Annotated in this window: 20 protein-coding genes and 1 riboswitch; of the genes, 14 read left to right on the plus strand and 6 right to left on the minus strand. The window is 35.1% G+C overall.

The genetic code is table 11. The features are described from left to right. Positions 1-4: 4 nt before the first annotated feature. From ABD935_RS10480 to ABD935_RS10540, 13 genes are all read left to right on the plus strand, one after another. Entirely contained in the window at positions 5-2,110 is a 2,106-nt protein-coding gene (locus tag ABD935_RS10480; protein WP_345191981.1) for a HEPN domain-containing protein, read from the plus strand. Between the two features lie 9 nt (positions 2,111-2,119). Then, on the plus strand, positions 2,120-2,884 hold the full coding sequence (gene cobA / locus ABD935_RS10485) for a uroporphyrinogen-III C-methyltransferase (protein ID WP_345191982.1): 765 nt from the start codon (positions 2,120-2,122) through the stop codon (positions 2,882-2,884). A 1-nt stretch (position 2,885) separates the two neighbouring features. Next, positions 2,886-3,524, plus strand: a complete 639-nt coding sequence (locus tag ABD935_RS10490; protein ID WP_345191983.1) for a precorrin-2 dehydrogenase/sirohydrochlorin ferrochelatase family protein — start codon at positions 2,886-2,888, stop codon at positions 3,522-3,524. Positions 3,525-3,545: 21 nt separating this feature from the next. Beyond that, the gene (locus ABD935_RS10495) at positions 3,546-4,598 is read left to right on the plus strand and encodes an NAD(P)/FAD-dependent oxidoreductase (protein ID WP_345191984.1); all 1,053 of its coding nucleotides are present in this window, start codon (positions 3,546-3,548) and stop codon (positions 4,596-4,598) included. A gap of 105 nt (positions 4,599-4,703) precedes the next feature. Further along, positions 4,704-5,447, plus strand: coding sequence for a serine O-acetyltransferase EpsC (gene epsC, locus ABD935_RS10500; protein ID WP_345191985.1), 744 nt, complete (start codon positions 4,704-4,706; stop codon positions 5,445-5,447). Beyond that, a complete protein-coding gene (cysM, locus tag ABD935_RS10505) occupies positions 5,431-6,321 on the plus strand; it encodes a cysteine synthase CysM (protein ID WP_345191986.1) in 891 nt (296 codons plus the stop codon). The genes epsC and cysM overlap by 17 nt, the downstream gene beginning before the upstream one ends. Before the next feature lie 77 nt (positions 6,322-6,398). Then, a riboswitch (SAM riboswitch) is annotated at positions 6,399-6,508 on the plus strand. A 48-nt stretch (positions 6,509-6,556) separates the two neighbouring features. Then, positions 6,557-7,576 carry a homocysteine S-methyltransferase family protein gene (locus tag ABD935_RS10510; protein WP_345191987.1) on the plus strand — a complete coding sequence of 340 codons (1,020 nt, stop codon included), beginning with the start codon at positions 6,557-6,559 and terminating at the stop codon, positions 7,574-7,576. Positions 7,577-7,584: 8 nt separating this feature from the next. After that, positions 7,585-7,866 carry an antibiotic biosynthesis monooxygenase family protein gene (locus tag ABD935_RS10515; RefSeq protein ID WP_345191988.1) on the plus strand — a complete coding sequence of 94 codons (282 nt, stop codon included), beginning with the start codon at positions 7,585-7,587 and terminating at the stop codon, positions 7,864-7,866. Continuing rightward, complete coding sequence (gene metH / locus ABD935_RS10520) at positions 7,866-10,538, plus strand: methionine synthase (protein ID WP_345191989.1); 2,673 nt, start codon at positions 7,866-7,868, stop codon at positions 10,536-10,538. The genes ABD935_RS10515 and metH overlap by 1 nt, the downstream gene beginning before the upstream one ends. 357 nt (positions 10,539-10,895) lie before the next feature. After that, entirely contained in the window at positions 10,896-11,852 is a 957-nt protein-coding gene (metF, locus tag ABD935_RS10525) for a methylenetetrahydrofolate reductase [NAD(P)H] (RefSeq protein WP_345191990.1), read from the plus strand. Positions 11,853-11,866: 14 nt separating this feature from the next. Further along, positions 11,867-12,967 (plus strand): acyloxyacyl hydrolase, encoded by a 1,101-nt coding sequence (locus ABD935_RS10530; RefSeq protein ID WP_345191991.1) that lies wholly within the window; start codon positions 11,867-11,869, stop codon positions 12,965-12,967. Beyond that, a complete protein-coding gene (locus tag ABD935_RS10535) occupies positions 12,964-13,710 on the plus strand; it encodes a head GIN domain-containing protein (RefSeq protein ID WP_345191992.1) in 747 nt (248 codons plus the stop codon). Before ABD935_RS10530 ends, ABD935_RS10535 begins: the two co-directional genes overlap by 4 nt. Before the next feature lie 51 nt (positions 13,711-13,761). Continuing rightward, on the plus strand, positions 13,762-14,970 hold the full coding sequence (locus tag ABD935_RS10540; protein WP_345191993.1) for a hypothetical protein: 1,209 nt from the start codon (positions 13,762-13,764) through the stop codon (positions 14,968-14,970). A 4-nt stretch (positions 14,971-14,974) separates the two neighbouring features. On the opposite strand, the gene ABD935_RS10545 is transcribed toward ABD935_RS10540, so the two are convergent. Both ABD935_RS10545 and pta read right to left on the minus strand, forming a co-directional pair. Then, positions 14,975-16,174, minus strand: coding sequence for an acetate/propionate family kinase (locus tag ABD935_RS10545; protein ID WP_345191994.1), 1,200 nt, complete (start codon positions 16,172-16,174; stop codon positions 14,975-14,977). Between the two features lie 3 nt (positions 16,175-16,177). Then, positions 16,178-18,268: a phosphate acetyltransferase gene (gene pta, locus ABD935_RS10550; protein WP_345191995.1), complete on the minus strand. Its 2,091-nt coding sequence runs from the start codon at positions 18,266-18,268 to the stop codon at positions 16,178-16,180. A 223-nt stretch (positions 18,269-18,491) separates the two neighbouring features. On the opposite strand from pta, the gene ABD935_RS10555 reads away from it, so the two are divergent. Continuing rightward, positions 18,492-19,547 (plus strand): lactonase family protein, encoded by a 1,056-nt coding sequence (locus ABD935_RS10555; protein ID WP_345191996.1) that lies wholly within the window; start codon positions 18,492-18,494, stop codon positions 19,545-19,547. Between the two features lie 64 nt (positions 19,548-19,611). On the opposite strand, the gene ABD935_RS10560 is transcribed toward ABD935_RS10555, so the two are convergent. Genes ABD935_RS10560 through ABD935_RS10575 form a run of 4 tightly spaced genes read right to left on the minus strand, consistent with a single transcriptional unit; the run spans position 19,612 to position 23,898 of the window. Continuing rightward, positions 19,612-21,168 (minus strand): alpha-L-fucosidase, encoded by a 1,557-nt coding sequence (locus tag ABD935_RS10560; protein ID WP_345191997.1) that lies wholly within the window; start codon positions 21,166-21,168, stop codon positions 19,612-19,614. A 15-nt stretch (positions 21,169-21,183) separates the two neighbouring features. Beyond that, positions 21,184-21,636, minus strand: coding sequence for a MaoC family dehydratase (locus ABD935_RS10565; protein ID WP_345191998.1), 453 nt, complete (start codon positions 21,634-21,636; stop codon positions 21,184-21,186). A 19-nt stretch (positions 21,637-21,655) separates the two neighbouring features. Beyond that, positions 21,656-23,113: an aldehyde dehydrogenase family protein gene (locus ABD935_RS10570; protein ID WP_345191999.1), complete on the minus strand. Its 1,458-nt coding sequence runs from the start codon at positions 23,111-23,113 to the stop codon at positions 21,656-21,658. A 20-nt stretch (positions 23,114-23,133) separates the two neighbouring features. Continuing rightward, positions 23,134-23,898 carry an enoyl-CoA hydratase/isomerase family protein gene (locus ABD935_RS10575; RefSeq protein WP_345192000.1) on the minus strand — a complete coding sequence of 255 codons (765 nt, stop codon included), beginning with the start codon at positions 23,896-23,898 and terminating at the stop codon, positions 23,134-23,136. Between the last annotated feature and the right edge of the window lies 1 nt (position 23,899).

The following is a 23,899-nucleotide window of genomic DNA, read 5'->3' on the forward strand; positions in this document are numbered from 1 at the left end:
GAAGATGAAAAGTTTCGAAACAGAAATAGAAAATCCGATAGTCCAAAAAGACATTATAGAATTAGCCAATAAGATTGAGCTTTTTCATAACGGTAAAATCGACGAAGAAAAATTTAGAAGTCTTCGTTTAGCACGTGGAGTTTACGGTCAGCGTCAAGAAGGCGTGCAAATGATTCGTATTAAAGTGCCTTACGGGAAGTTAAAAAGTAATCAATTGCGCAGAATCGCAGCAGTTTCTGATGAATACTCTCGTGGTCGTTTGCATATTACAACACGTCAAGATATTCAAATTCACTATGTGGATTTAGATAGGACTCCAGAACTTTGGGCAGAATTAGAAAAGGATGAGGTTACCGTACGTGAAGCTTGTGGAAATGTAGTAAGAAATGTAACAGCTTCTGAAACAGCAGGTATTGATATAGACGAACCTTTTGATGTATCGCCTTATGCGGATGCATTGTATAAATTCTTTTTACGTAACCCAATCTGTCAAGAAATGGGACGTAAATTTAAGGTGTCTTTTTCCTCTACTGATGAAGATACAGGATTGTCTTACTTACACGATATTGGTTATATCGCTAAAGTACAAGAAGGTGTTCGTGGGTTCAAAGTCATGGTCGCTGGTGGACTTGGGTCTCAACCACGTCATGCAGATGTGTTATACGATTTTGTTGAAACTGATAAAATCATTCCAATCATGGAAGGTGTTTTAAGAGTTTTTGATCGTTATGGCGAACGTAAAAGTCGTGCTAAAGCGCGTATGAAATTTTTATTAAAAGATATAGGCTTAGATGCTTTTAAAGCATTAATTGCTGAAGAACAAAAAGCAATTGCCTTAAAAAGTGTTGCTATTGATGCAGACACTTATGTGGCTTCAAAACCAGTTTCGGTTGAAACGCCACAAGTAGAGATTAAAGATCAAGCGGCTTTTGATTTATGGAAATCAACTAATATTATTCCTCAAAAACAGGAAGGCTATGTTGCCATAGGAATTAAAGTTTTGTTAGGAGACTTTTATACAGATAAAGCGCGTTTATTAGCTAATTTGGTTGATAAATATGGCGCTGGAGAAGTACGCTTAACATTACGTCAAAATATAGTTATTCCTTTTGTTAAGGAAGATTTAGTGCCATTTTTCTATACAGAATTAGAGCAATTAGGTTTCGTAGAAGCAGGTTACAATAAAGCTGTTGATATTACAGCATGTCCAGGTACAGATACTTGTAATTTAGGTATTGCTAGTAGTACAGGTATTGCTGATGAATTAGAGCGAGTTATCAAATCAGAATATCCACAATATTTAAAGAATGAAGATCTTGTTATTAAGATTAGTGGTTGTATGAATGCTTGTGGACAACACAATATGGCAAATATTGGGTTCCAAGGAATGTCAGTTCGTACACCAGATAAATTAGTAGCCCCAGCGTTACAAGTTTTATTAGGTGGAGGGAATTTAGGAGATGGGAATGCTGCCTTTGCTGATAAAGTTGTAAAAGTACCAAGTAAAAGAGGTCCTGAAGCTTTGCGCAGAATTTTAAACGATTTTGAAGCGAATGCTAACGGAAAGCAATTTGTTGAGTATTATAAAGAAAATGGAGAAAAATACTTCTACGATTTCTTAAACGATTTACAAGACGTTACTAATTTAACTCAAGAAGATTTTATTGATTGGGGTGAAGAAGAAAAGTACGTTAAAGAAATTGGAATTGGAGAATGTGCTGGTGTTGTTATAGATTTAATTGCCACTTTATTTCTAGAAAGTGAAGAAAAAATTGAAAATGCTAAGACTTCTTTTGAAGATAAAGTATACTCTAGTGCCATTTATTACGCTTACACATCTTTAGTTAATTCTGCGAAAGCGTTATTGTTAGCAGAGAATAAAAAGACAAATACACACGCTGGAATTGTTTCTCAGTTTGATGAATTTTTTACAGAAGGTGGGAAAATTAATTTAGGGACTTCATTCTCAGAATTGATTTATCAAATTAATAAAAATGCACCAACTAAAGATTTTGCTGCAAATTATATTGATAGTGCAAATAAGTTTTTAGCAGCAGTTAGAAATTACAGAGAAAAAGAAACAGCAGTGCTTAACAATAAAGCGGTTTAAAGAATAAGAATGAGTTTAAAAACCCCAAAGTTAACGGTTGTAGGCGCAGGTCCTGGCGATGTCGATTTAATTACGCTTAAAGCAATTAAAGCAATTAAATCTGCCGATGTTGTTCTTTACGATGCGCTTATTAACGAAGCATTATTAGAATATGCGTCCAAAGATGCAGAACTAATATTTGTTGGAAAACGTAAGGGGTGTTATGTATTTCAGCAGGAACAAATCAATGAGTTAATTGTTGCTAAAGCCAAAGAAAAAGGACATGTAGTACGATTAAAAGGAGGGGATCCATTTGTATTTGGTCGCGGTGGTGAGGAGATTGATTATGTAAGGCAATTTGGTCTAGAAACTTATGTTGTTCCCGGGATATCATCAGCTTTAGCTGTGCCGGCATATCAAGGTGTTCCATTAACAAAACGAGGAGTGTCAGAGAGTTTTTGGGTCGTTACAGCAACAACAAAAGACCATGCGTTATCAAATGATGTCACTTTAGCAGCTAAGTCAACCGCAACCGTTGTTATTTTAATGGGCATGCATAAACTGGCTGATATTGTGAAAGTTTTTTATGCAGAAAATAAGCGAAACACACCTGTAGCCATCATTCAAAATGGAACGAGAGATAATGAAAATGTAGGTATAGGAACCATTCGTAATATCCAACAGGTTGTAAAAGAAAAGCAATTATCATCTCCGGCAATAATAGTTATTGGTGATGTAGTAAAAGAACGGGTTCAATTATCTTCTGTGTTAAAAGAAGCCAATCAAAATCTGTAAGATGCTAATTGAAGACGATAAAATAAAAAATTCTAGTCCTGTTCCTTCTTTAGGAGCAGATGAGGATCGGAATAATTTATATCCTATTTTTTTAAAGGCAAAAAACTTAAACGTGCTTATTGTAGGTGGTGGTTTTGTAGCCGAAGAAAAATTAACGTTTCTTTTAAAATCGAGTCCAGATGCGCATGTAACCATGGTGTCGCCTATGTTTAGAAAAGGGACTATTGAATTAGCAAGAAAAGGCGATGTTGTTTTAATAAAAGATAAATACAAAAAAAAGTATTTAAAAGGAAAGCATATTGTGGTGGCAACGACTGATGTTCCTGAAGTTAACGTTAAGGTTTATAAGCGTTGCAGAAAAAAAAGCATTTTAGTAAATGTTGCCGATAACCCTCCATATTGCGATTTTTATATGGGAGGTATCGTAACTAAAGGACATGTAAAAGTGGCGATTTCAACAAATGGAAAGTCACCAACAACAGCTAAACGTTTACGTCAGTTTTTTGAGGATGTCATTCCAGAAAATGTAGATGATTTAGTGAAGAATTTAAACGAATACAGAAAAACAATAAAAGGTGATTTCGAAGAAAAAGTGGAAACACTAAATGAATTCACAAAAGGATTAATTGAAAAAAAATAAGGTATTAAAAGAATAGCAGAAATGATTAAAACAGATATACTTATAATAGGAGCAGGTCCAACAGGGTTATTCACTGTATTTGAAGCAGGTTTATTGAAATTGAAATGTCATTTAATTGACGCATTACCACAAGCAGGTGGGCAATGTTCTGAGATTTACCCAAAAAAACCGATTTATGATATTCCTGGTTTTCCGGAAATTTTAGCTGGAGACTTAACTAGGAATTTATTGGAACAAGGCAAGCAATTTGAACCAGGGTTTACGCTTGGAGAACGTGCTGAAACCATTGAAAAACAAGACGACGGCTCGTTTATTGTTACCACTAATAAAGGTACGCAGCATCAAGCTCCAGTAGTTGCTATTGCAGGCGGTTTAGGGTCTTTTGAGCCTAGAAAACCAGCTATTGAAGGGATTGCTGATTATGAAGATAAAGGGGTTGAATATATTATTAAAGATCCTGAGTTTTACAGAGGTAAAAGAGTAGTTATTTCTGGTGGAGGGGATTCTGCATTAGATTGGAGTATCTTTTTGACCGATATAGCTTCAGAAGTGACTTTAATTCACAGAAGAAATGAATTTAGAGGCGCTTTAGATTCTGTTGAAAAAGTAGCAGAATTAACCAAGCTTGGTAAAATAAATTTAGTAACGCCAGCAGAGGTTAAAGAATTGCATGGTGATGGTAAAATTGAAGCGGTTAGTTATGTGAGAGATGGGGAAACTATTAAAAAAGAAACGGATCATTTTATTCCATTATTCGGTTTGTCGCCTAAATTAGGGCCTATAGGAAATTGGGGATTAGAAATCGTGAAGAACGCTATAAAAGTGGATAATTCATTAAATTACCAAACGAACATTCCAGGTGTTTTTGCTATTGGAGATGTGAATACCTATCCAGAGAAATTGAAATTAATTCTTTGTGGTTTCCATGAGGCAACTTTAATGTGTCAAGCCGCATATAGAATTATCAATCCAGGAAAAAAATATGTTTTAAAATATACAACGGTTAGTGGAATTGATGGTTTTGACGGATCACGTAAAGAAGCGCCAAAGGCAGTTGTTCAAGCAATAAATTAATTTGAAAGGTCTGCTAAGTTTTTAATATCTTACGGGTCTTAAAAACAAATATATTTTCTAATCCTACAAGGTTTTTAAAATCTTGTAGGTATTTTTATTTAAAAGATGAAAAGTTATAACGTTTGCCTTAAAGATACAGCAAAAACATTCACGAAAAGATTGTTTTATTCCTTGTTTGATTGTGAACAAGAAGAAGTTCATGAGGAGTATTTAGAAAAAACATTTCTTAAAATACTGTCTAAATTAGAGATAGAAAATGGTAGCGGCATTTGGGCAACATTTAAAACAGAACTTCCAGAGATTAGAAGAAAACTGGATTTAGATGCTATTGCATTTGAGAAAAATGACCCAGCCTCGCATTCTTTAGCTGAAATTTACATGGCTTATCCTGGTTTTTATGCCATTTCAATTTACCGATTGAGTCATGCCCTATATAAGCTTGGAGTTCATATTTTACCAAGAATGATGAGTGAGTATATTCATGGTATTACAGGAGTTGATATTCATCCTGGAGCAACCATTGGCGAGTCGTTTTATATCGATCATGGTACAGGGATTGTAATTGGCCAAACGTCTATTATCGGTAAAGATGTTAAGATTTATCAAGGGGTAACTTTAGGCGGTATTTCGGTATCTAAAAGTTTGGCATCCACAAAAAGACACCCAACTATAGAGGACAATGTATGCATTTACGCTAATGCCACTGTTTTGGGAGGAGACATCGTCATAGGAGCAAATAGTATAATTGGTGCTAACGTTTGGATTACGGAATCTGTTCCTGAAAACTCATTAGTAACCTATCAAACTGAAATTAAAATAAGACCAAGAAAAAATGGAATTCGAAAATAGTATTATTGGTCAGATAGGCAATACACCATTGGTTGAAGCAACTCATCTTATTTCAAAAAAGGGAGTAAGATTGTTTCTAAAATTAGAAGGTAATAATCCTGGAGGAAGTGTTAAAGACAGGCCTGCGTTCAACATGATTAATGAAGCCTTAAAAAGAGGTGATATAAAAATAGGAGGCACTTTAGTTGAAGCTACTAGCGGAAATACAGGCATTGCTTTAGCTTTTATCGCAAAACTATTGGGATTGAAGATGGTATTAATCATGCCTGAGAATTCTACTGAAGAACGCGTTAAAACGATGAGGGCTTATGGCGCTGAGGTGATTTTGACACCTGCTGATGTTGGTATTGAAGGTTCAAGAGATTTAGCTTTTAAGCTCAGAGATGAAAAAGGCTACACGTTGTTAAATCAGTTTGAAAATCATGATAATTGGAAAGCGCATTATAAAACTACTGGTCCAGAAATTTGGGAAGCAACTAAAGGAAATGTGACTCATTTTGTGTCTGCCATGGGAACAACTGGAACTATAACCGGAGTTTCAACATATTTAAAAGAGAAGAACCCAGCTATCACTATTGTTGGAGCACAACCTGCAGATGGTGCAAGAATTCCTGGGATTAGAAAATGGTCACCAGAGTATGTGCCAAAATTTTTCGAGCCTAAAAAGGTTGATATCGTAGTAGATGTTTCAGAAGAAGATGCCAAAAGAACAACCATAAAATTAGCCAAAGAAGAAGGTGTTTTTGCTGGAATGAGTAGTGGCGGTTCTGTCTATTGTGCTTTAAAAATCGCAGAACAAATTGAAGAAGGTGTCATTGTAGCCATAATTTGCGATAGAGGTGATAGGTATTTGTCGTCAACATTGTTTGAGTAAGGGTACAATTTTTATAAAATAAGTGTGAATAAAGGAATATAGTTAGTACTTTTGTTCGCGAGTTCATTAACGTACTAGTGTTATCAAGAAAGGTAGAGGGATTAGACCCGTTGAAACCTTGGCAACCCTTTATCTTGTAAAGAAGGTGCTAAATTCTACTAGTATGAAAGTATTGGAAAGATAACGAAAAGTAATCCTTAGCTTTTCTTGATGACATGCAGCTAATAAAGATCAAATGTCAAATATACAACAAGCATTAAAAGAACGAATTTTAGTTTTAGATGGCGCCATGGGTACCATGTTACAAGCTTACAAATTCACAGAAGAAGATTTTAGAGGCGATCGCTTTAAAGATTACCCAACACCATTACAGGGTAATAACGACTTGTTGTCTATTACACAGCCTGAAGCCATTAAAACCATTCATGGAAAATACTTTGAAGCAGGTGCAGATATTGTTGAAACCAATACGTTTTCAGGAACCACAATTGCTATGGCAGACTACCAAATGGAAGATTTGGTCTATGAACTCAACTATCAATCTGCTAAAATCGCTAAAGAAGTTGCTGATGAATTCACTGCTAAAGAACCACATAAACCACGTTTTGTTGCAGGTTCTATAGGGCCAACAAACAGAACGGCTAGTATGTCGCCAGATGTAAATGACCCAGGATATAGAGCGGTGACTTTTGATGAATTACGAATAGCATACAAACAGCAAGTTGAAGCTTTAGTTGATGGTGGTGTAGATTTACTATTAGTTGAAACGGTTTTCGATACGCTTAATGCGAAAGCAGCATTATTTGCTATTGAAGAAGTAAAAGATGAAAGAAGTATAGATATTCCAGTTATGTTAAGCGGAACGATTACAGATGCTTCAGGTAGAACCTTGTCTGGACAAACTGCTGAAGCGTTTTTAATTTCAGTATCACATATTCCTTTATTATCTGTTGGATTCAATTGTGCTTTAGGGGCAAATTTATTACAACCGCATTTAGAGGCGATTGCTTCTAAAACTGATTTTGCAATTTCAGCACATCCTAATGCAGGTTTACCAAATGCTTTTGGAGAATATGATGAATCGCCAGAAGAAATGGGTGAACAAATTGAAGAATATTTAAAAAAGGATTTAATCAATATTATTGGTGGTTGTTGCGGAACATCACCAGAACATATTAGAGAAATTGCAAACATAGCGGCAAAATACAAACCACGTGAAGCTGTCGCCTTGAGCACAGTCAAAGGGTCTCGTTAAGTAAAGATATGATTTTAGAAGTAGCCACATTAAATATAAAAGAAGGTCTTTCTCCAGATTTTGAAACTAGTTTTCAAAAAGCAGAAAAAATTATATCTTCAATGAAAGGTTACATCTCACATCAACTTAAAAAATGTATTGAGCAAGACGATAAATATATATTATTAGTGAATTGGGAAACGATTGAAGATCATGAAATCGGATTTCGTAAGTCAGATGAATACCAAGAATGGAAAGCGTTATTGCACCATTTTTATGACCCATTTCCAACAGTAGAGCATTATAAGTAATGAAAATAAAACAAACAAAATACATGAAATTGTCTGGTTTAGAACCTTTGGTTTTGAACGAAAACAGCAATTTTATAAATGTTGGAGAACGTACTAATGTTGCTGGTTCTCGCAAATTTTTACGATTAATTAAAGAAGAAAAATTTGATGAGGCTTTAGACATTGCTCGTCATCAAGTAGATGGTGGAGCACAAATTATCGATATTAATTTTGATGATGGATTGATTGATGGTAAAGAAGCGATGATTCGTTTCCTTAATTTGATTGCTGCCGAACCTGATATTTGTCGTGTGCCAATCATGATTGATAGTTCAAAATGGGAAATCATTGAAGCTGGTCTTCAAGTGGTACAAGGTAAATGTGTTGTGAATTCTATTTCACTTAAAGAAGGTAAAGACAAGTTTATTTGGGAAGCTAAGCAAATAAAACGCTATGGAGCTGCTGTTATTGTCATGGCTTTCGATGAGGATGGACAAGCTGATAATTATGAAAGACGTATAGAAATTGCAAAACGCTCCTATGATGTTTTGGTTAACAAAGTTGGTTTTCCTTCAGAAGATATCATTTTCGATTTAAATGTTTTTCCTGTTGCAACAGGCATGGAAGAGCACCGCAAAAATGCGATTGACTTTATTGAAGCAACACGTTGGGTTCGTCAAAATCTAGAGAATGTTTCAGTAAGTGGAGGAGTGAGTAATGTGTCTTTTTCTTTTAGAGGTAATAATGGCGTTCGTGAGGCGATGCATTCGGTGTTTTTATATCATGCCATTCAAGCAGGTATGAATATGGGCATTGTAAATCCTGCACTTTTAGAGATTTATGATGATATACCAAAAGATTTATTAGAACATGTTGAAGATGTTATTTTAGATAGAAGAGACGATGCTACTGAGCGCTTACTCGATTTTGCAGAAACCGTTAAAGGTTCGAAAGTAGAAAAAGGATTGGATTTATCATGGAGAGAAAATCCATTGCAAGATAGAATTACACATGCTTTAGTAAAAGGGATTGATGCTTTTATTATTGAAGATATAGAGCAAGCTAGACAAGCAGCAGATAAACCTATTGAAGTTATTGAAGGTAATTTGATGATTGGAATGAACGTAGTCGGGGATTTATTTGGCGCTGGTAAAATGTTCTTACCACAAGTAGTAAAATCTGCCCGTGTGATGAAAAAAGCGGTTGGTTATTTAAATCCGTTTATTGAAGCTGAAAAAGGCGATAAACAAGAGCCTGTTGGTAAAATATTAATGGCAACTGTAAAAGGCGATGTGCATGATATTGGTAAAAATATTGTGAGTGTGGTCTTGGCATGTAATAATTACGAAATAGTTGATTTGGGGGTTATGGTACCACCTGAAAAAATTATTGATACAGCTATAAAAGAACGTGTTGATGCTATTGGGTTGTCTGGATTAATCACACCATCGCTTGATGAAATGGTGTATTTAGCAAAGGAAATGCAGCGTCAGAATTTTGAATTGCCATTACTAATTGGTGGCGCAACAACCTCTAAAGCGCACACTGCGGTTAAGATTGATACGCAGTATAAAAACGCTGTGGTTCATGTAAATGATGCCTCAAGAGCGGTAACGGTTGTAGGTGATTTGTTGAATAAGAAAACATCTCATGAGTATGTTGCTAAAATGAAGACGGATTATGATGAATTCCGAACCAAGTTTTTAAAACGCGGTAAAGAGAAATCTTATATATCGATTAATGAAGCACGAGATAGAAAATATAAAATTGATTGGGAAACTTCTGAAATTGTAAAACCTAAGGAATTGGGTGTTCAGATCTTAAAGCAGTTAAGTCTAAAAGAATTAGTACCGTTTATAGATTGGAGTCCGTTTTTTAGAAGTTGGGATTTACATGGTAAATTTCCAGATATTTTAACGGATGATGTTGTTGGCGAACAGGCCACAACGATGTATGAAGAAGCGCAACAGATGGTTCAAGATATTATTGCAAAACAATTATTGAAGCCTAAAGCCGTTTTTGGTTTGTTTGAAGCAAACTCGATTAATGAAGATGATATTTCTGTTCAGAAAAAAGGTAAGGAAATTGTTGTTTTTAGAACGTTACGTCAGCAATTAAAAAAACGTGAAGGGGTTCCTAACCATGCTTTAGCAGATTTTATTGCACCAAAAGATTCTGGTAAGACAGATTATATGGGCGCATTTTGTGTTGGAATATTTGGAGCGCAAGAATTAGCCGATAGTTATAGGGATAAAGAGGATGACTATAATGCGATAATGGCGCAAGCTATTGCGGATAGATTTGCAGAAGCTTTTGCTGAATATTTACACAAACAAGTAAGAACCAAACATTGGGGCTATGCTGCAAATGAAGATTTATCTAACAACGATTTAATTAAAGAAAGTTATAAAGGCATTCGTCCAGCACCAGGTTATCCTGCTTGTCCAGACCATTTAGAAAAAGAAACCATTTGGGAATTGCTTGAGGTTGAAAAATTAATAGGCGTAAAATTAACCGAAAGTTTAGCGATGTGGCCAGCTGCAGCCGTTTCGGGTTATTATTTTGGAAACCCTGAAGCTAAATATTTTGGTTTGGGTAAAATTACAGATGACCAAGTAACAGACTATGCCACCAGAAAAGGGATAGCAAAAGATAAAGCTAGAAAGTGGTTGCATCCTACTTTAGCTGAATAAAAATCCCTCCTAACCTCGCCGAAAGTGAGGAATGGATTGTGGATAGAAAAACGTTGAGACCTTTCATGTTTTTAAAAAACATGAAAGGTCTGGAAAAAAAGAGTTGAGTAAGAGTTCCCCTCCTTCGGAGGGGCTAGGTGTGGGTTTTTCGCGTTAGGGATTGCAGTGGAAAGCCCACAGCCCGACGAAGGAGGTGCGAGGACTTGTAACGGAAAGCGCGACCCTTGTGGTAACGCCCAGAAAAATAGCTTAAAAGAAATCATTCGTGTTCCGATAGTTATCGGAATCGGGGCTAAGAAAAAATAAAAATAATATTGATGAGATTCCCGCCTTCACGGGAATGACAAAAGATAACTGATGAAAGTAACAGATCACATAAAAAACGCCAAAGGGAAAACGTTGTTTTCTTTTGAAGTGATACCACCTCAAAAAGGTAAAAATATTCAGGATTTATATAATAATATAGATCCGTTGATGGAGTTTAAACCGCCTTTTATTGATGTGACGACGTCTAGGGAGGAATATGTGTATATTGATAAAGGTAATGGACTTTTAGATAAGCGAATTACTCGAATGAGACCGGGTACCGTTGGGATTTGTGCATCTATTATGCATAAATATAATGTGGATGCTATTCCGCATTTGTTGTGTGGTGGATTTACTAAAGAAGAGACTGAATATGTATTGGTAGATTGTCATTATTTAGGGTTAGATAATGTCATGGCACTTAGAGGAGACTCAATGAAGGATGAAGCTTATTTTAAGCCTGTAAAGGGAGGGAATGCATTTGCTAGTGAATTGGTATCTCAAATTGCTCAACTTAACAGAGGTCAATATTTGCATGATGACGTTGTGGTTGAGCATAATTCTGATTTTTGTATTGGTGTTGCAGGTTACCCTGAAAAACATATGGAAGCACCATCATTAGTAACTGATTTAAGACGTCTTAAAGAAAAGGTGGATGCTGGAGCTGATTATGTGGTGACTCAAATGTTTTTTGATAATAAAAAATATTTTGAATTTGTTGATAAGGCTAGAGAAATGGGTATTAACGTGCCTATTATTCCTGGAATTAAACCTATTGCGGTAAAACGTCATTTACAATTACTGCCACAGGTATTCAAAATTGATTTGCCGCAAGATTTAATTGATGCTGTTGAAGGCTGTAAGGATAATAAGGCTGTTAGACAAGCAGGTATTGAATTTGCTATTCAGCAATCAAAAGAATTAAAAGCGGCAGGCGTACCTGTATTGCATTATTATTCCATGGGCAAAAGTGATAATATAAAAGCTATTGCATCGGCGTTATTTTAATAATTAAATTATTTATGCGCCAATTATTTTTATGTGTTTTTTGTTTAGCTTTTAGTTTTTCTTTTTCTCAAGATAAGACGCATACGTCGTATATTGATGTTAACTACTTTCGAGGGAATATTGCACTTCACAACAATGAAATTCTCCATTTGATTAAAGGACATCCTGAAGGTGTTATTTTAGGTTGGAATAAAAAAACATACGGTTTTGAAGACTGGGAACAGCGGTTTAATTATCCAGATTATGGGTTTTCGTTGGCCTATCAAAACATGAAGAATGATGTTTTAGGGAACAATATGTCGCTTTATGCACATTACAATTTTTACTTTTTAAAACGAAATTTGATGTTCCGTATTGGGCAAGGCATGGCCTATAATACCAATCCGTATCACAGAGAAACTAACTTTAAAAATGTAGCTTTTGGTTCCAAGTTTGGAAGTAGTACCTATGTGATGTTGAATTATAAAAAGGAGCGTGTTTTTGATGATTTTGGTTTACAAGCAGGGTTTTCATTGATTCATTATTCTAATGCGAATGTGAAATCGCCAAACAATGGTACTAACTCTATAACATTTAATGTAGGAGTTAATTATAGTTTGAATGATGAGAATTTGGTATACCAAAAAACCTTAGATAAAAAGGCGGATCAAGCTTTTTCTGAACCTATTAAATACAATTTAGTTTTTAGAACGGGAATTAATGAAAGTGATATTGCAGGCAGCGGGCAGTACGCCATGTACGTGCTATCTGCTTATGCTGATAAACGGATTAATAAATCTAGTGCATTGCAATTGGGTACAGATGTTTTCTTTTCAAATTTTTTAAAAGAACTTATTTACTATAAAAGTGTCTCGTTTCCTGAAGAAAATGTATTGGGCAATGAGGATCATAAACGTGTTGGTGTTTTTGCAGGACATGAATTATTTATTAATAAAACGTCGTTAGTAACACAACTTGGATATTATGTATATTATCCTTTTGATTTTGAAGGAAAAGTCTATGTGCGTATTGGTTTGAAACGTTATTTTTTCAAAAAATTGTTTGGCGCATTAACACTTAAAGCGCACGGTGCTAGAGCTGAAGGTGTTGAATTTGGATTGGGTGTACGATTATGAAAAAACTAGTTTATATTTTATTATTCTTTTTAATTATCGGGTGCGATAGTGAAGATGCTGGTGATTGTTTTCAAAAGGCAGGAAGCATTATACAACAGGAGGCAACGCTTTCTAGTTTTGATAAAATTTTGGTAAATCGAGATATTGAGTTAATTATTAAAGAGGGTGCAACTCAAAGTGTAATTATTGAAACAGGAAAGAATTTAATTAATGACGTTATTGCTGAAGTTGTTGATAGCAGATTAACGTTAACGGATAATAATGCGTGTAACTATGTTAGAGATTATGGCATTACTAAAGTATATATTACATCACCTAATATTACTGAAATAAGAAGTTCTACACAATATGAGATAAGTTCTGATGGTGTTTTAAGTTATCCTAGTTTAACTGTTTTGTCTGAAGATTTTAGTGCTCCTGAAGCTTTTAATGTTGGGGATTTTAGATTGCAAATAGATAATATTAATTTCACTTTGGTATTTAATAATCTATCGGTAGGTTACATTTCTGGACAAACCGATAATTTGAATATTACATTTGCCGCAGGCACTTCTCGATTTGAAGGGCGACATTTAATAGCCCAAAAAGTTAGGGTGTCAAATAGAAGTTCAAACGATATGATTGTAAATCCACAACAGGAAATTACAGGGATAATTCGAGGCATTGGCAATGTAATTTCTGTAAAAGTGCCACCCATAATTGATGTTGAAGAGGTTTATAAAGGCCGATTAATTTTTGAATAGTTTTTAGTTCTATTTTTTTTATTATCTTAATAAAATTAAAACCAACCAAAAATGAAAAAGCAATTAATCTTCAAAAAAACATTATTATTATTATTTACATTTTGTGCTTTAATTTTTTCTTGTCAAAGTGATAATGAAGAAGATGTTAAAGAAACACCTGACTTAATCACAGGTGTTTTCTTAGATAGTACAGTAGAAAATTTAAGTTATGCAACAGCCACACAGTCTGGTACTACAAATTCAAAAGGAGAATTTAAATATGTTGAAGGAGAAACAGTAACATTTTCTATAGGTAGTTTGACCTTTCCTCCTGTTACAGCTGCCGAAATTATAACACCCATGTATTTGGCAAATACTACTGAGGTTAAAAATAATACAGCTACTAATGTTGCCAGATTACTCCAAACTTTGGATGCTGATGGAAACCCCGAAAATGGAATAGTAATACCAAGTCAAGCAGCTAGTTTTGCTAAAGCAATTAATTTTTCAGTTGATTCTGATGCATTTGAAAACAATCCAGATGTTATTAACCTAATTTCCAATTCAGGTTCAACAAATACTAGTTTAATCTCGGTAGTAGAAACTCGAGCTCATCTTACGCAAACCATGAATTTGAATTTAGGCTCCGATATTGTTGGTGCATGGCAGCTTGGTGATAGTACTCTTTTTTTGTTTTTACCTGATAATCGATACTTTGGTATCCAATGGATAGAGGAGAATAATAATATTGGTTATGAAAGAGGAACTTATACTATAAACGGTAGTACTGTTTCTTTTACTACAATTGAAAATAATGATGGAGAAGCTTTAATTTGTGATCAAACAAATTCAACATGTTCTAATGTGAAATTTGATTTCGCGTTAAGTGGGAATAAATTAGTGTTTACGCCGTCTGGAGGATCTGCGGTTGAATTATCACCAATATTTAATGAGTCGCCATTTAATAGTTCAACACTTATCGGTGCATGGGAAAGTGGGTTGAATGGTGATGTTATTTTTATGTTTTTGCCTGATAATCGGTATTTTGGATTACAATGGACTGAAGAGAATAATTTTATTGGATTTGAAAGAGGTACATATGTTTATTCTAATAATGTTGCAACGTTTCAAACCCTTCAAAATAATGATGGAGAAGCGCTTGTTTGTCACGAATCAAAAGGAGTGTTATGTTCAGATGAAGTAGTGAGCGTTTTCGTTAGTGGCAATATTTTATCAGGGCAACAAGGTGTTGACTCAAATTCTTTTATAAGAATTTATTGACTCTTTAACCAATAGTCTTAGGTAATACCAAGGACATAGCCTGTTTAGCTATTTCCAACTCCTCATTGGTTGGAATAACCAATACCTTTACTTTTGAATCTTCAGTACTTATAACGGTCAACTTATCTGGTCTTACCTGATTTTTCTCTGAGTCGAGGGTAATGCCCAGATAATCTAGATCTTCACAAACTCGTCGTCTCATTTCGGGAGAATTCTCGCCAATACCTGCTGTAAAAACTATGGCATCAAGGCCGTTTAAAACAGCCGCATAACTTCCAATGTATTTTTTAATACGATATGCATTCATTTGTAAAGCAAGTTGACAATCTTTATTTCCTTTTTCGGCTTCAGCTTGAATATCTCTTAAATCACTGAATCCTGTTAAACCTAACATCCCACTTTTCTTTTGAAGAATATTGTTGATTTCTTTAAAGCTATAATTAAATTTTTCAGCTAAATGAAATATAATGGACTGGTCAATATCTCCAGAACGTGTGCCCATGATGAGTCCGTTTACTGGTGAAAAACCAAGGGTATGGTCTATACTTTTTCCATCTTTAATAGCAGTCATGCTACATCCATTGCCTAAATGAATAGTGATGATTTTTGAGTGTTCTTTACCAAGAAATTCAATAGCTTTTTCTGAAACGAATTTATGACTGGTGCCATGAAAGCCATACAAACGAATATGGTGTTTTTCTAAAAATTCATTTGGAATAGCATATTTATAAGCATGCTCAGGGATAGATTGATGAAAAGCGGTATCGAAAACAGCAACCTGTTTAGCGTTTGGAAAGATGGCTTCCGCAACTTCAATACCTTCTAAATTTGCGGGGTTGTGCAAAGGCGCTAATGATGATAGTGCTTTTATTTTTTCTTTAACAGCTTCGGTTATTTCAGTGGTGTTACTAAAATGTTTACCACCATGAACCACACGATGACCCACAATATCAATCGCATCTGCAGATTTGATAATGCCCTTTTCTTTATCTAATAATTGCTTTGATAATAATTCCAACCCTACTTTATGGTTCGGTATGGACTCAACAACTTCAATAGTGTTTTTATCGGTTTTGAATTTGAATTTGGCGTCATCAAACCCTATACGCTCAATTAAACCAGAACAAAGAATCGTTTCTTCTGGCATTGAAAACAATTGAAATTTCAAGGAAGAACTTCCTGAATTTAAAACTAGTATTTGCATATTTTAAAGGTCTTGGGCTTGTATTGCGGTTATGATTACTGTACTGTAAATATCATCGGCAGTACAGCCTCTACTTAAATCGTTAACGGGTTTGTTAAGTCCTTGTAACATTGGGCCAATGGCTAAAGCTCCAGTTTCACGTTGCACCGCTTTGTAGGTGTTGTTTCCTGTATTTAAATCAGGGAAAATTAAAACACTGGCTTGTCCTGCAACCTCAGAATCAGGTAATTTACTTTTGCCAATGCGCATATCAACCGCGGCATCATATTGTATAGGGCCTTCAATTTTTAAATCTGGTGCTTGTGCTTTTGCAATTTCAGTTGCTTTTCTAACACGTTCAACATCTTCACCTTTACCAGAAGCGCCAGAAGAATAAGATAACATGGCTACTTTAGGTTCAACACCAAAATCTTTAGCGGTTTTGGCAGATGAAATGGCAATTTCGGCTAACTGTTCTGCATTAGGGTTTGGGTTTATGGCGCAATCTCCAAAAATGGAAACGCGATCCTCTAAACACATAAAGAAAATTGACGATACAATATTAACTCCCGGTTTCGTTTTTATAAATTGTAAAGCAGGGCGTAAGGTATGCGCTGTAGTATGTACAGCACCAGAAACCATACCGTCTGCATGCCCTTTGTGAATCATCATGGTGGCAAAATACGATACGTCTATCATCGTGTCTTTAGCCATGTCTAAGTTTACACCTTTATGCTTTCTTAGTTCATAAAATGTATTTGCATAATCCTCAAAGTGCGGTGATTCAATTGGGTTAACAACATTAATATCATTAATATCTAAAGAAATATCAAAGTGCTCAATGCGTTCTTTGATTTTTTCTTTTTCACCAATTAAAGTTAAATCCACCACATGTGCATCAATCAATCTTGCAGCAGCTTTTAGAACTCTTTCGTCATAACCTTCAGGGAGCACAATATGCTTTTTATTGTTTAAGGCACGTTGCAATAAATTGTATTGAAACATTCTGGGGGTAAATATTTCTGACTCAAAAGTGATTAAATCGTTGGCTAGTTTATCCGTGTCAACATGCATTTCAAAGGTTGCAATCGAGGTTTCAATTTTTTCAATGTTTTCAGCATAAATTCTAGACTTAATTTTACCAATATCATTGGCAACTGAGAAGGTTCCACCTTTAACACTAACTATTGGAACGATGCTTGATAGTCCTTCAATAAGTTTTAAAATGGATTCTTCAGGCATTAACCCGCCAGTTAAAATAATTCCAGATATTTTTGGGTAGTTTTTGGATATATTGGCTTGAAGCGCACCTAAAATAATGTCTGCCCTATCTCCTGCGGTAATTACTAAACAATCGTCTCTTAATTGGTTAAGATAATTACGGAGTTGCATGGTGGCCACATTAAAGCTGTCAACTTGGTTGTTAAGCATGTCTGAGCCAAAAAGAATGTTTCCCTTCAGTTTTTTTATAATTTCCTTAACGGTAGGGCTTGCTAAACTGCTTATTTTAGGAATTACAGTAATATCTGTGCCGCTTTTTATGCGAGTCTTTAAAAGTGATTTTAAATTTGATGCCTCATTAGGGTTAATTTTATTGGTCATTATAGATAGCACATCTACTTCTTCTTTGAAAGCATCATGCGCCAATTGGACATTGTCTGCAACTTCGGATAGCGATTTTCCGTCACCCTGAGAAACAATAATAGCTGGGATTCCTAAGTTTTTAGAAATCAGTAGATTGATATCTAACTCAAGACTAGAATTCTCATGTGAAAAATCAGTGCCTTCAACTAAAACAAAATCAAAACGATCTTCAAGGTATTTGTATTTCTTGATAATTTCATCAATAACATCACCAGACTTTCCTTTGTTATATAAGTCCAAAACCTCACTTCTCGTATAAGCAAAGGTTTTTTTATAATTAATGTCGATTTCAAAATAGGAAACCACCGTATTAATGTGGTTATCCATTTCGCCTGTTTTGGTGTCTTCAATAATGGGTCTAAAATACCCTACTTTGGCGGTTTTCCCCAAAAGCATGCGCATCAGCCCTAGAACAACAACAGATTTGCCACTATTTGGTTCTATTGTTGCTACGTAAATTCCTTTACTCATAATGATGTTTCTCTAGAAGTGCAAAGATAGTTTATTGCATGTTTTTAAACGATAGATATCTATTCATTTCTATTTTAAATTACGACAAAATTACTGTCTTATATTTAAGCTAAAGATGATTTTTGTCATACAATTGCCTCAATTGAATAATTTTATATTGCCACATTCTACCCATAAATATGGTGCGATTTTTTATATTTATAGTCATAAAATAATTTAGTTGATGGATTTAAGCAATGATAAATTGATTTTTTTCATAGGAAGTTATACCGAAATGTTGACTCCTAATTTCGGGGGCTCTGGAAAAGGTGTTTCTACGGTGTCACTAAATCTAAATTCTGGAGTTATTGAGTTTTTAAATGCTTACATGGTAAGAAATCCCGCTTACCTTACAGCAAATAATGGGTATTTGTATGCTGTGACCGAGGTGGAAGATATCAACGCTCCAAAAGTTAGCTCCTTTAAGATTTTGGATGATTTTTCTTTGAAATTTGTTAATGAACAACCTCTGGATGGAAGCTTGCCTTGTCATATCAATACAGTAAATAATAATTTATTGGTAGCCTGTTACGGTTCTGGAAACTTGGTATTTTTTCCGTTAGGGGCAAAGGGGACTATTTTAGGTTGTAGTCATAATTTTGTGCATAAAGGAAAGAGTATAAATAAAGATCGACAAGAAGCACCACATGCGCACCAAGCAGTAGTGCATCCCGATGGTGAGCGTGTATTCGTGACAGATTTAGGGATTGATAAAATCAAGGTTTATAGATTAAAAGAGGGGATTTTAGAAGGCTTGCCAGAAAAGGATATATCAATTCCAAAAGGAAATGGTCCGAGACATATGGTTTTTAATACTGAAGGAAATTTATGTTACGTAATGAATGAATTAACGGGAAAAATAGCTATTTTAAAGTACAAGGAAGATAAGTTTTACTTTGAAAAATTATATGATGCATTACCTGCTTCTTTTACAGGTGTTCCAAGTGGTTCTGCCATAAGAATTCACCCGAATGGAGCATACCTTTATGCCGCAAATAGAACGGTTGACGTAATTACTATTTTTGAAATTAAAAATGAGGAACTACATATGTTGGCCTACCAATTAACTAACGGAAAAACATTAAGGGAATTTAATATAACACCCGATGGTAATTGGCTTATAGCTTGTTTACAAGACTCAAACGAAGTGATTAATTATGCTATTACAGCATCAGGATTGTTGGAAGAAAAAAGCAGAACTAATAGTATTGTTTCTCCAGTTTGTGTATGTTTTTTATAAATAGACTCAATAAAAAAAAGCCCACCTATTACTTTCGTAACAGGCGAGCTTTAATGAATATTGCTTAGTTTATTTTAAATGTAAAAGCATGATTTCCTACTTTTTGTTTCGGAAGGGAAATATGAAGTCCATCGTTCTTTATTTCAAAGTTTAGATCTCCTTCATGACCTAGAAGTTGTATGGATGTAATGTCTCTTTTTAAATATTCATTCCCTTTTTTAAGGGTTCTAATTACTTTTTCACCTTCATTTGGCCAATCTAGAACAATAGCATAAAGTGTTTCACCTTTAGTTGTGAAACGCACATCTTTTGATGTGTTATCTGCATTTTTTTCTTCGCTTAAATGCCCTTCTACGATTTCTGCATCACCTTCACCATATACTTCAAAAGTACGTGTACCATATATAGCTTCACCGTTTACTTTTAACCATTCTCCTATTTCTAAAAGACGCTCTTTTACAGGTTCTGGAATTGTGCCGTCGGCTCTAGGTGTAATGTTTAATAACACTGCGCCATTTTTACTTACTACATCCACCAAAAAGTCAATGAGCCTATTTGTAGATTTGTAGCGTGGGTCGCTAATATGGCTCCATGCTTTCCAATCAATTGAATCATCGGTAAGCCATGGGAAAGGTTGCTTTTCTTTCATTCTGGAACGCTCTAAATCTAACACAGCAGATCCTTTTGCAAAGTCGTAAAATTTATAGGTTGCCACAACATCTTGGTTGTTCATTTCACCATGGTTATAATAATAATTCAAGAATTCCTTTCTGTAATCCTCACCAATAACATCCATTTTATTATCAAACCACACCAAATCTGGATTGTATTTGTTAATTATTTCCTTAAGGCGAGCCAGCCATTCTTCATTAAATTCCTTATCGGCTAAAGGGTAATATTTATCAACACCAGCATCAAGGTCATGTACATCTCTAGGATAGATAAAATCCCCTTTTTTCATTTTTGGTCCGTATAGTCCAGCATATTCTGGGTAAGAGGCATCTGTGGTTTCATCCCAAGTTGGATACCAAGCTAAAAGCCAATGACGGTGGAAAGTGGCGATAAATTTCATATCTCGTTTACGAATTTCTTTAGAAAGTTCGCCCATAATATCGCGTTTGGGCCCCATGTCCTTAGCGTCCCATTTAGTTAAATCACTATTCCACATCGCAAAACCATCGGCGTGTTCAGAAACTGGGCCAGCAAATTTAGCACCTGCTTTTTGGAATAAATCTGCCCATTCAGCTGCATCGAACTTTTCTGCAGTAAACATTGGTATAAAATCTTTATATCCAAATTGATCTAAAGTGCCATATGTTTTTACATGGTGCTCATAGTATTTACTTGGTTTACCATTTTTAGCTTCTGGATTATCCGCGTTTACATACATCCAGTGGGAGTACCATTCGTTTTCATATGCTGGAACGGAATATGGCCCCCAATGGCAATAAATTCCAAATTTGGCATCTAAAAACCACTTTGGGGTTTCGTGTTGTTTTAAAGACTCCCAGTCTGCTTCATAGGTGATTTGAGCATTGGTATCGTTGTCTTTCTTTTGTTTTGTTTTGGTATTGCACGATATAAAAAATATGGCGGATAATAGTGCTAAAAATGGTTTCATGTTATAGTTTTATAATTATTCAATATGTGTTCTCTTTTTTGCTAATAAAATATGGTCGCAAACCAACACTAGTTCATCTTTTTGGTTAAAGATTTCGACGTGTTCGTTTACATGACCTAACTCTGGTCGTTTAGATTCTTTTTTCTCACTAATGGAAACTACAACTCTAATAGTATCTCCAATATGAACTGGCTTTACAAATCGTAGTCTATCGTATCCTTTAGAAAATGCTTCAGGGTTAATTTCAGTTGCAGTCATTCCAATACCTACTGCAAAAGTTAATGTTCCGTGTGCAATACGTTGTTTGAAAGGTTGAGTTGCACACCATTCTGCATCCATATGATGGGGGAAATAATCTCCTGTATGGCCTGCGTGAACTACAAAATCTGTTTCTGTAATGGTTCTGCCTAAGGTTTCTCTTTTATGACCTAATTGGTAGTCTTCGTAAAATTGAGATTTAATATGCATAATTATATTTGAAGTGTTTTTATTCGTAATTTAAATAAATGGTTCTTTTTTGAAGGTAATGATCTATTCCATAAATTCCATCTTCTCCAGCATTACCTGATGTTTTATGTCCAGAATGGTAGCCTTGGATATTACCAATAATTTGCTGGTTGATAAATATGGTACCCACTTCCATAGTGTCAATTGCTCTTTGGTGGATTCTATAATCGTTTGAGTATAAATATGCAGAAAGTCCTTCTTCTCTATCATTTGCAAGTGCAACGGCTTCTTCAAATCCTGAGACCCTTACAATTGGCATAACTGGAGCAAATAATTCCTGACTAATTGTAGCGTGGTCTCCTTTTACATTGCCTAAAATTGTAGGAGCGTACCAATTTCCTTTTTCAAAAAAAGCACCTTCTGGTCTACCACCTCCTAAAAGTAATTCTGCACCTTGTGCTACATTTTGTTTTACCAAATCATTTACGCGTTCTAACCCAAATTTACTTACGTTTGGACCCATATTTACAGCTGCGTCAAAAGGGTCTCCAACCTTGATTTGCTGAGTTCTTTTTACCACTTTTTCGGTGAATTCATCGGCTATTTTATCATCAACAAATACCATTTCATTACAAATACAAACTTGTCCACAATTGGCATATCTGGAAATAACGGCAGCGTCAACAGCTTTATCGATATCGGCATCATTACAAACAATAAACGGTGCTTTTCCACCCAATTCTAAAATTAAACCTGTAATGTTTTCGGCGGTGGCTCTGTACATTGCTCTACCCGCTCTTGTGCTACCTGTTAATGAAATTAATTTGGTTATCGGACTTTCAACTAATAATGAAGCCGCTTCTGCACTTTTAGTCGAAACCATATTTATAACACCCTTTGGAATACTTGATTCATCCACTAATCGGCAAAATTCTGAAGCGGTTATAGGAGTCAATTCATGCGGTTTTATAATCATGGTATTACCTGTAGCAAGTGCTGGTCCCACTTTTCGTCCAATAAGGGCTAGTGGATAATTAAAGGCACACAAGCCAACGGTTACACCATAAGGCACTTTGTGAATTGAAAGCCTTTTATTAGCTGCATCAGCTGGAAAAATAGCACCTTGTATTCGTCTAGCAGATTCTGCGGCATACGTCATGTAAGTAATGGTGTCATCCACTTCGCCTAAAGCCTCAGGGTAGGTTTTACCTTGTTCCATGACCAAAAGTTTAGCAAAATGTTTACGTTCTAGTTTTAACTTATTTGCAATTTCAATTATATATTGAGCTCGAGTATTTGCAGGAGTTAATGCCCAAGATTTTTGTGCTTTTTCTGATGTTTCCAAAGCATGTTGCACATCTTTTTTGGTACATGCTGTAACAGTAGCAAAAACCTCATTGTCAACAGGGTTTTCTACATTAATAACATCTCTTGTGGTATCATCTAGCCATTCACCGTTTATGTAACATGAATAGTGTTTTATTTCAGTATGTTTCATATTTATTTGTTTTTAGATGATTATTCGAAATTAGGTTTACGTTTTTCTAGAAAAGCTTGAAAGCCTTCTTTGGCATCAAATGTTTTATATAATTGGTCAACATTTGTTTTTTCTAAATTTAAGAAATCTATGAGATTCATACCAAAACCTTCTCTTATGGTTTTTTTTATGGCTGACATAGCTTTCTTAGGGCCATTTGATAATTTTTCAGCATAATTCAAAGCCATTTTTTCAGATTCATTTTCTTTAAATAATTTTGTAACAAGGCCATAGTTAAAAGCTTCTTCTGAAGAGAAAGTATCACCAGATACAAGCAACTCTAGTGCTCTAGAGTTACCAATAAGTTGTACAAGTTTTGGAATACCACCATTCCCTGGCATTAATCCAAGATTTACCTCTGGTAACCCCAACAAAAATTGCTTGTTTGATGCAATTCTTATATCGCATGCCATAGCTAATTCTAGGCCACCGCCTAATGTATGACCATTTAAAAATGCCACGATAATTTTAGAACTAGTAGCTATTTTTTCGGCTGTTTTATTCGCCATAACTACCATTTCTTTATTTTGCGCTGGTGTGTTTTGGCTAAACACTTTAATATCTGCGCCAGCACAAAAGAATTTTGGAATGGCACTTTTTATAAGCACTACAGCAATACCAGAATCTTTTTCAACCTCATCAAGAAGATCGATAAACTCTTTGAAAAAATGTACGTCGTAGCTGTTCGCAGGTGCTTTGTTTAGCGAAATAACACCTAGTCTATTTTCTTTTTTAAATTCAAACATA

The sequence above is a fragment of the Algibacter agarivorans genome, assembly GCF_039543245.1.
Taxonomy (GTDB): Bacteria; Bacteroidota; Bacteroidia; order Flavobacteriales; family Flavobacteriaceae; genus Algibacter_G; species Algibacter_G agarivorans.

What these genes read in the sequence shown, in the direction of transcription:
- ABD935_RS10565 (WP_345191998.1), bottom strand. Translation starts at nt 21,636, where the DNA reads ATGCATATTAAATCTCAATTTTACGAAGACTACCAATTAGGTCATAAA.
- ABD935_RS10545 (WP_345191994.1), bottom strand. Translation starts at nt 16,174, where the DNA reads ATGCAAATACTAGTTTTAAATTCAGGAAGTTCTTCCTTGAAATTTCAA.
- ABD935_RS10515 (WP_345191988.1), top strand. Translation starts at nt 7,585, where the DNA reads ATGATTTTAGAAGTAGCCACATTAAATATAAAAGAAGGTCTTTCTCCA.
- ABD935_RS10480 (WP_345191981.1), top strand. Translation starts at nt 5, where the DNA reads ATGAAAAGTTTCGAAACAGAAATAGAAAATCCGATAGTCCAAAAAGAC.
- ABD935_RS10560 (WP_345191997.1), bottom strand. Translation starts at nt 21,168, where the DNA reads ATGAAACCATTTTTAGCACTATTATCCGCCATATTTTTTATATCGTGC.
- ABD935_RS10555 (WP_345191996.1), top strand. Translation starts at nt 18,492, where the DNA reads ATGGATTTAAGCAATGATAAATTGATTTTTTTCATAGGAAGTTATACC.
- epsC (WP_345191985.1), top strand. Translation starts at nt 4,704, where the DNA reads ATGAAAAGTTATAACGTTTGCCTTAAAGATACAGCAAAAACATTCACG.
- cobA (WP_345191982.1), top strand. Translation starts at nt 2,120, where the DNA reads ATGAGTTTAAAAACCCCAAAGTTAACGGTTGTAGGCGCAGGTCCTGGC.
- ABD935_RS10530 (WP_345191991.1), top strand. Translation starts at nt 11,867, where the DNA reads ATGCGCCAATTATTTTTATGTGTTTTTTGTTTAGCTTTTAGTTTTTCT.
- cysM (WP_345191986.1), top strand. Translation starts at nt 5,431, where the DNA reads ATGGAATTCGAAAATAGTATTATTGGTCAGATAGGCAATACACCATTG.
- ABD935_RS10510 (WP_345191987.1), top strand. Translation starts at nt 6,557, where the DNA reads ATGTCAAATATACAACAAGCATTAAAAGAACGAATTTTAGTTTTAGAT.
- metF (WP_345191990.1), top strand. Translation starts at nt 10,896, where the DNA reads ATGAAAGTAACAGATCACATAAAAAACGCCAAAGGGAAAACGTTGTTT.
- ABD935_RS10495 (WP_345191984.1), top strand. Translation starts at nt 3,546, where the DNA reads ATGATTAAAACAGATATACTTATAATAGGAGCAGGTCCAACAGGGTTA.
- metH (WP_345191989.1), top strand. Translation starts at nt 7,866, where the DNA reads ATGAAAATAAAACAAACAAAATACATGAAATTGTCTGGTTTAGAACCT.
- pta (WP_345191995.1), bottom strand. Translation starts at nt 18,268, where the DNA reads ATGAGTAAAGGAATTTACGTAGCAACAATAGAACCAAATAGTGGCAAA.
- ABD935_RS10540 (WP_345191993.1), top strand. Translation starts at nt 13,762, where the DNA reads ATGAAAAAGCAATTAATCTTCAAAAAAACATTATTATTATTATTTACA.
- ABD935_RS10535 (WP_345191992.1), top strand. Translation starts at nt 12,964, where the DNA reads ATGAAAAAACTAGTTTATATTTTATTATTCTTTTTAATTATCGGGTGC.
- ABD935_RS10575 (WP_345192000.1), bottom strand. Translation starts at nt 23,898, where the DNA reads ATGTTTGAATTTAAAAAAGAAAATAGACTAGGTGTTATTTCGCTAAAC.
- ABD935_RS10570 (WP_345191999.1), bottom strand. Translation starts at nt 23,113, where the DNA reads ATGAAACATACTGAAATAAAACACTATTCATGTTACATAAACGGTGAA.
- ABD935_RS10490 (WP_345191983.1), top strand. Translation starts at nt 2,886, where the DNA reads ATGCTAATTGAAGACGATAAAATAAAAAATTCTAGTCCTGTTCCTTCT.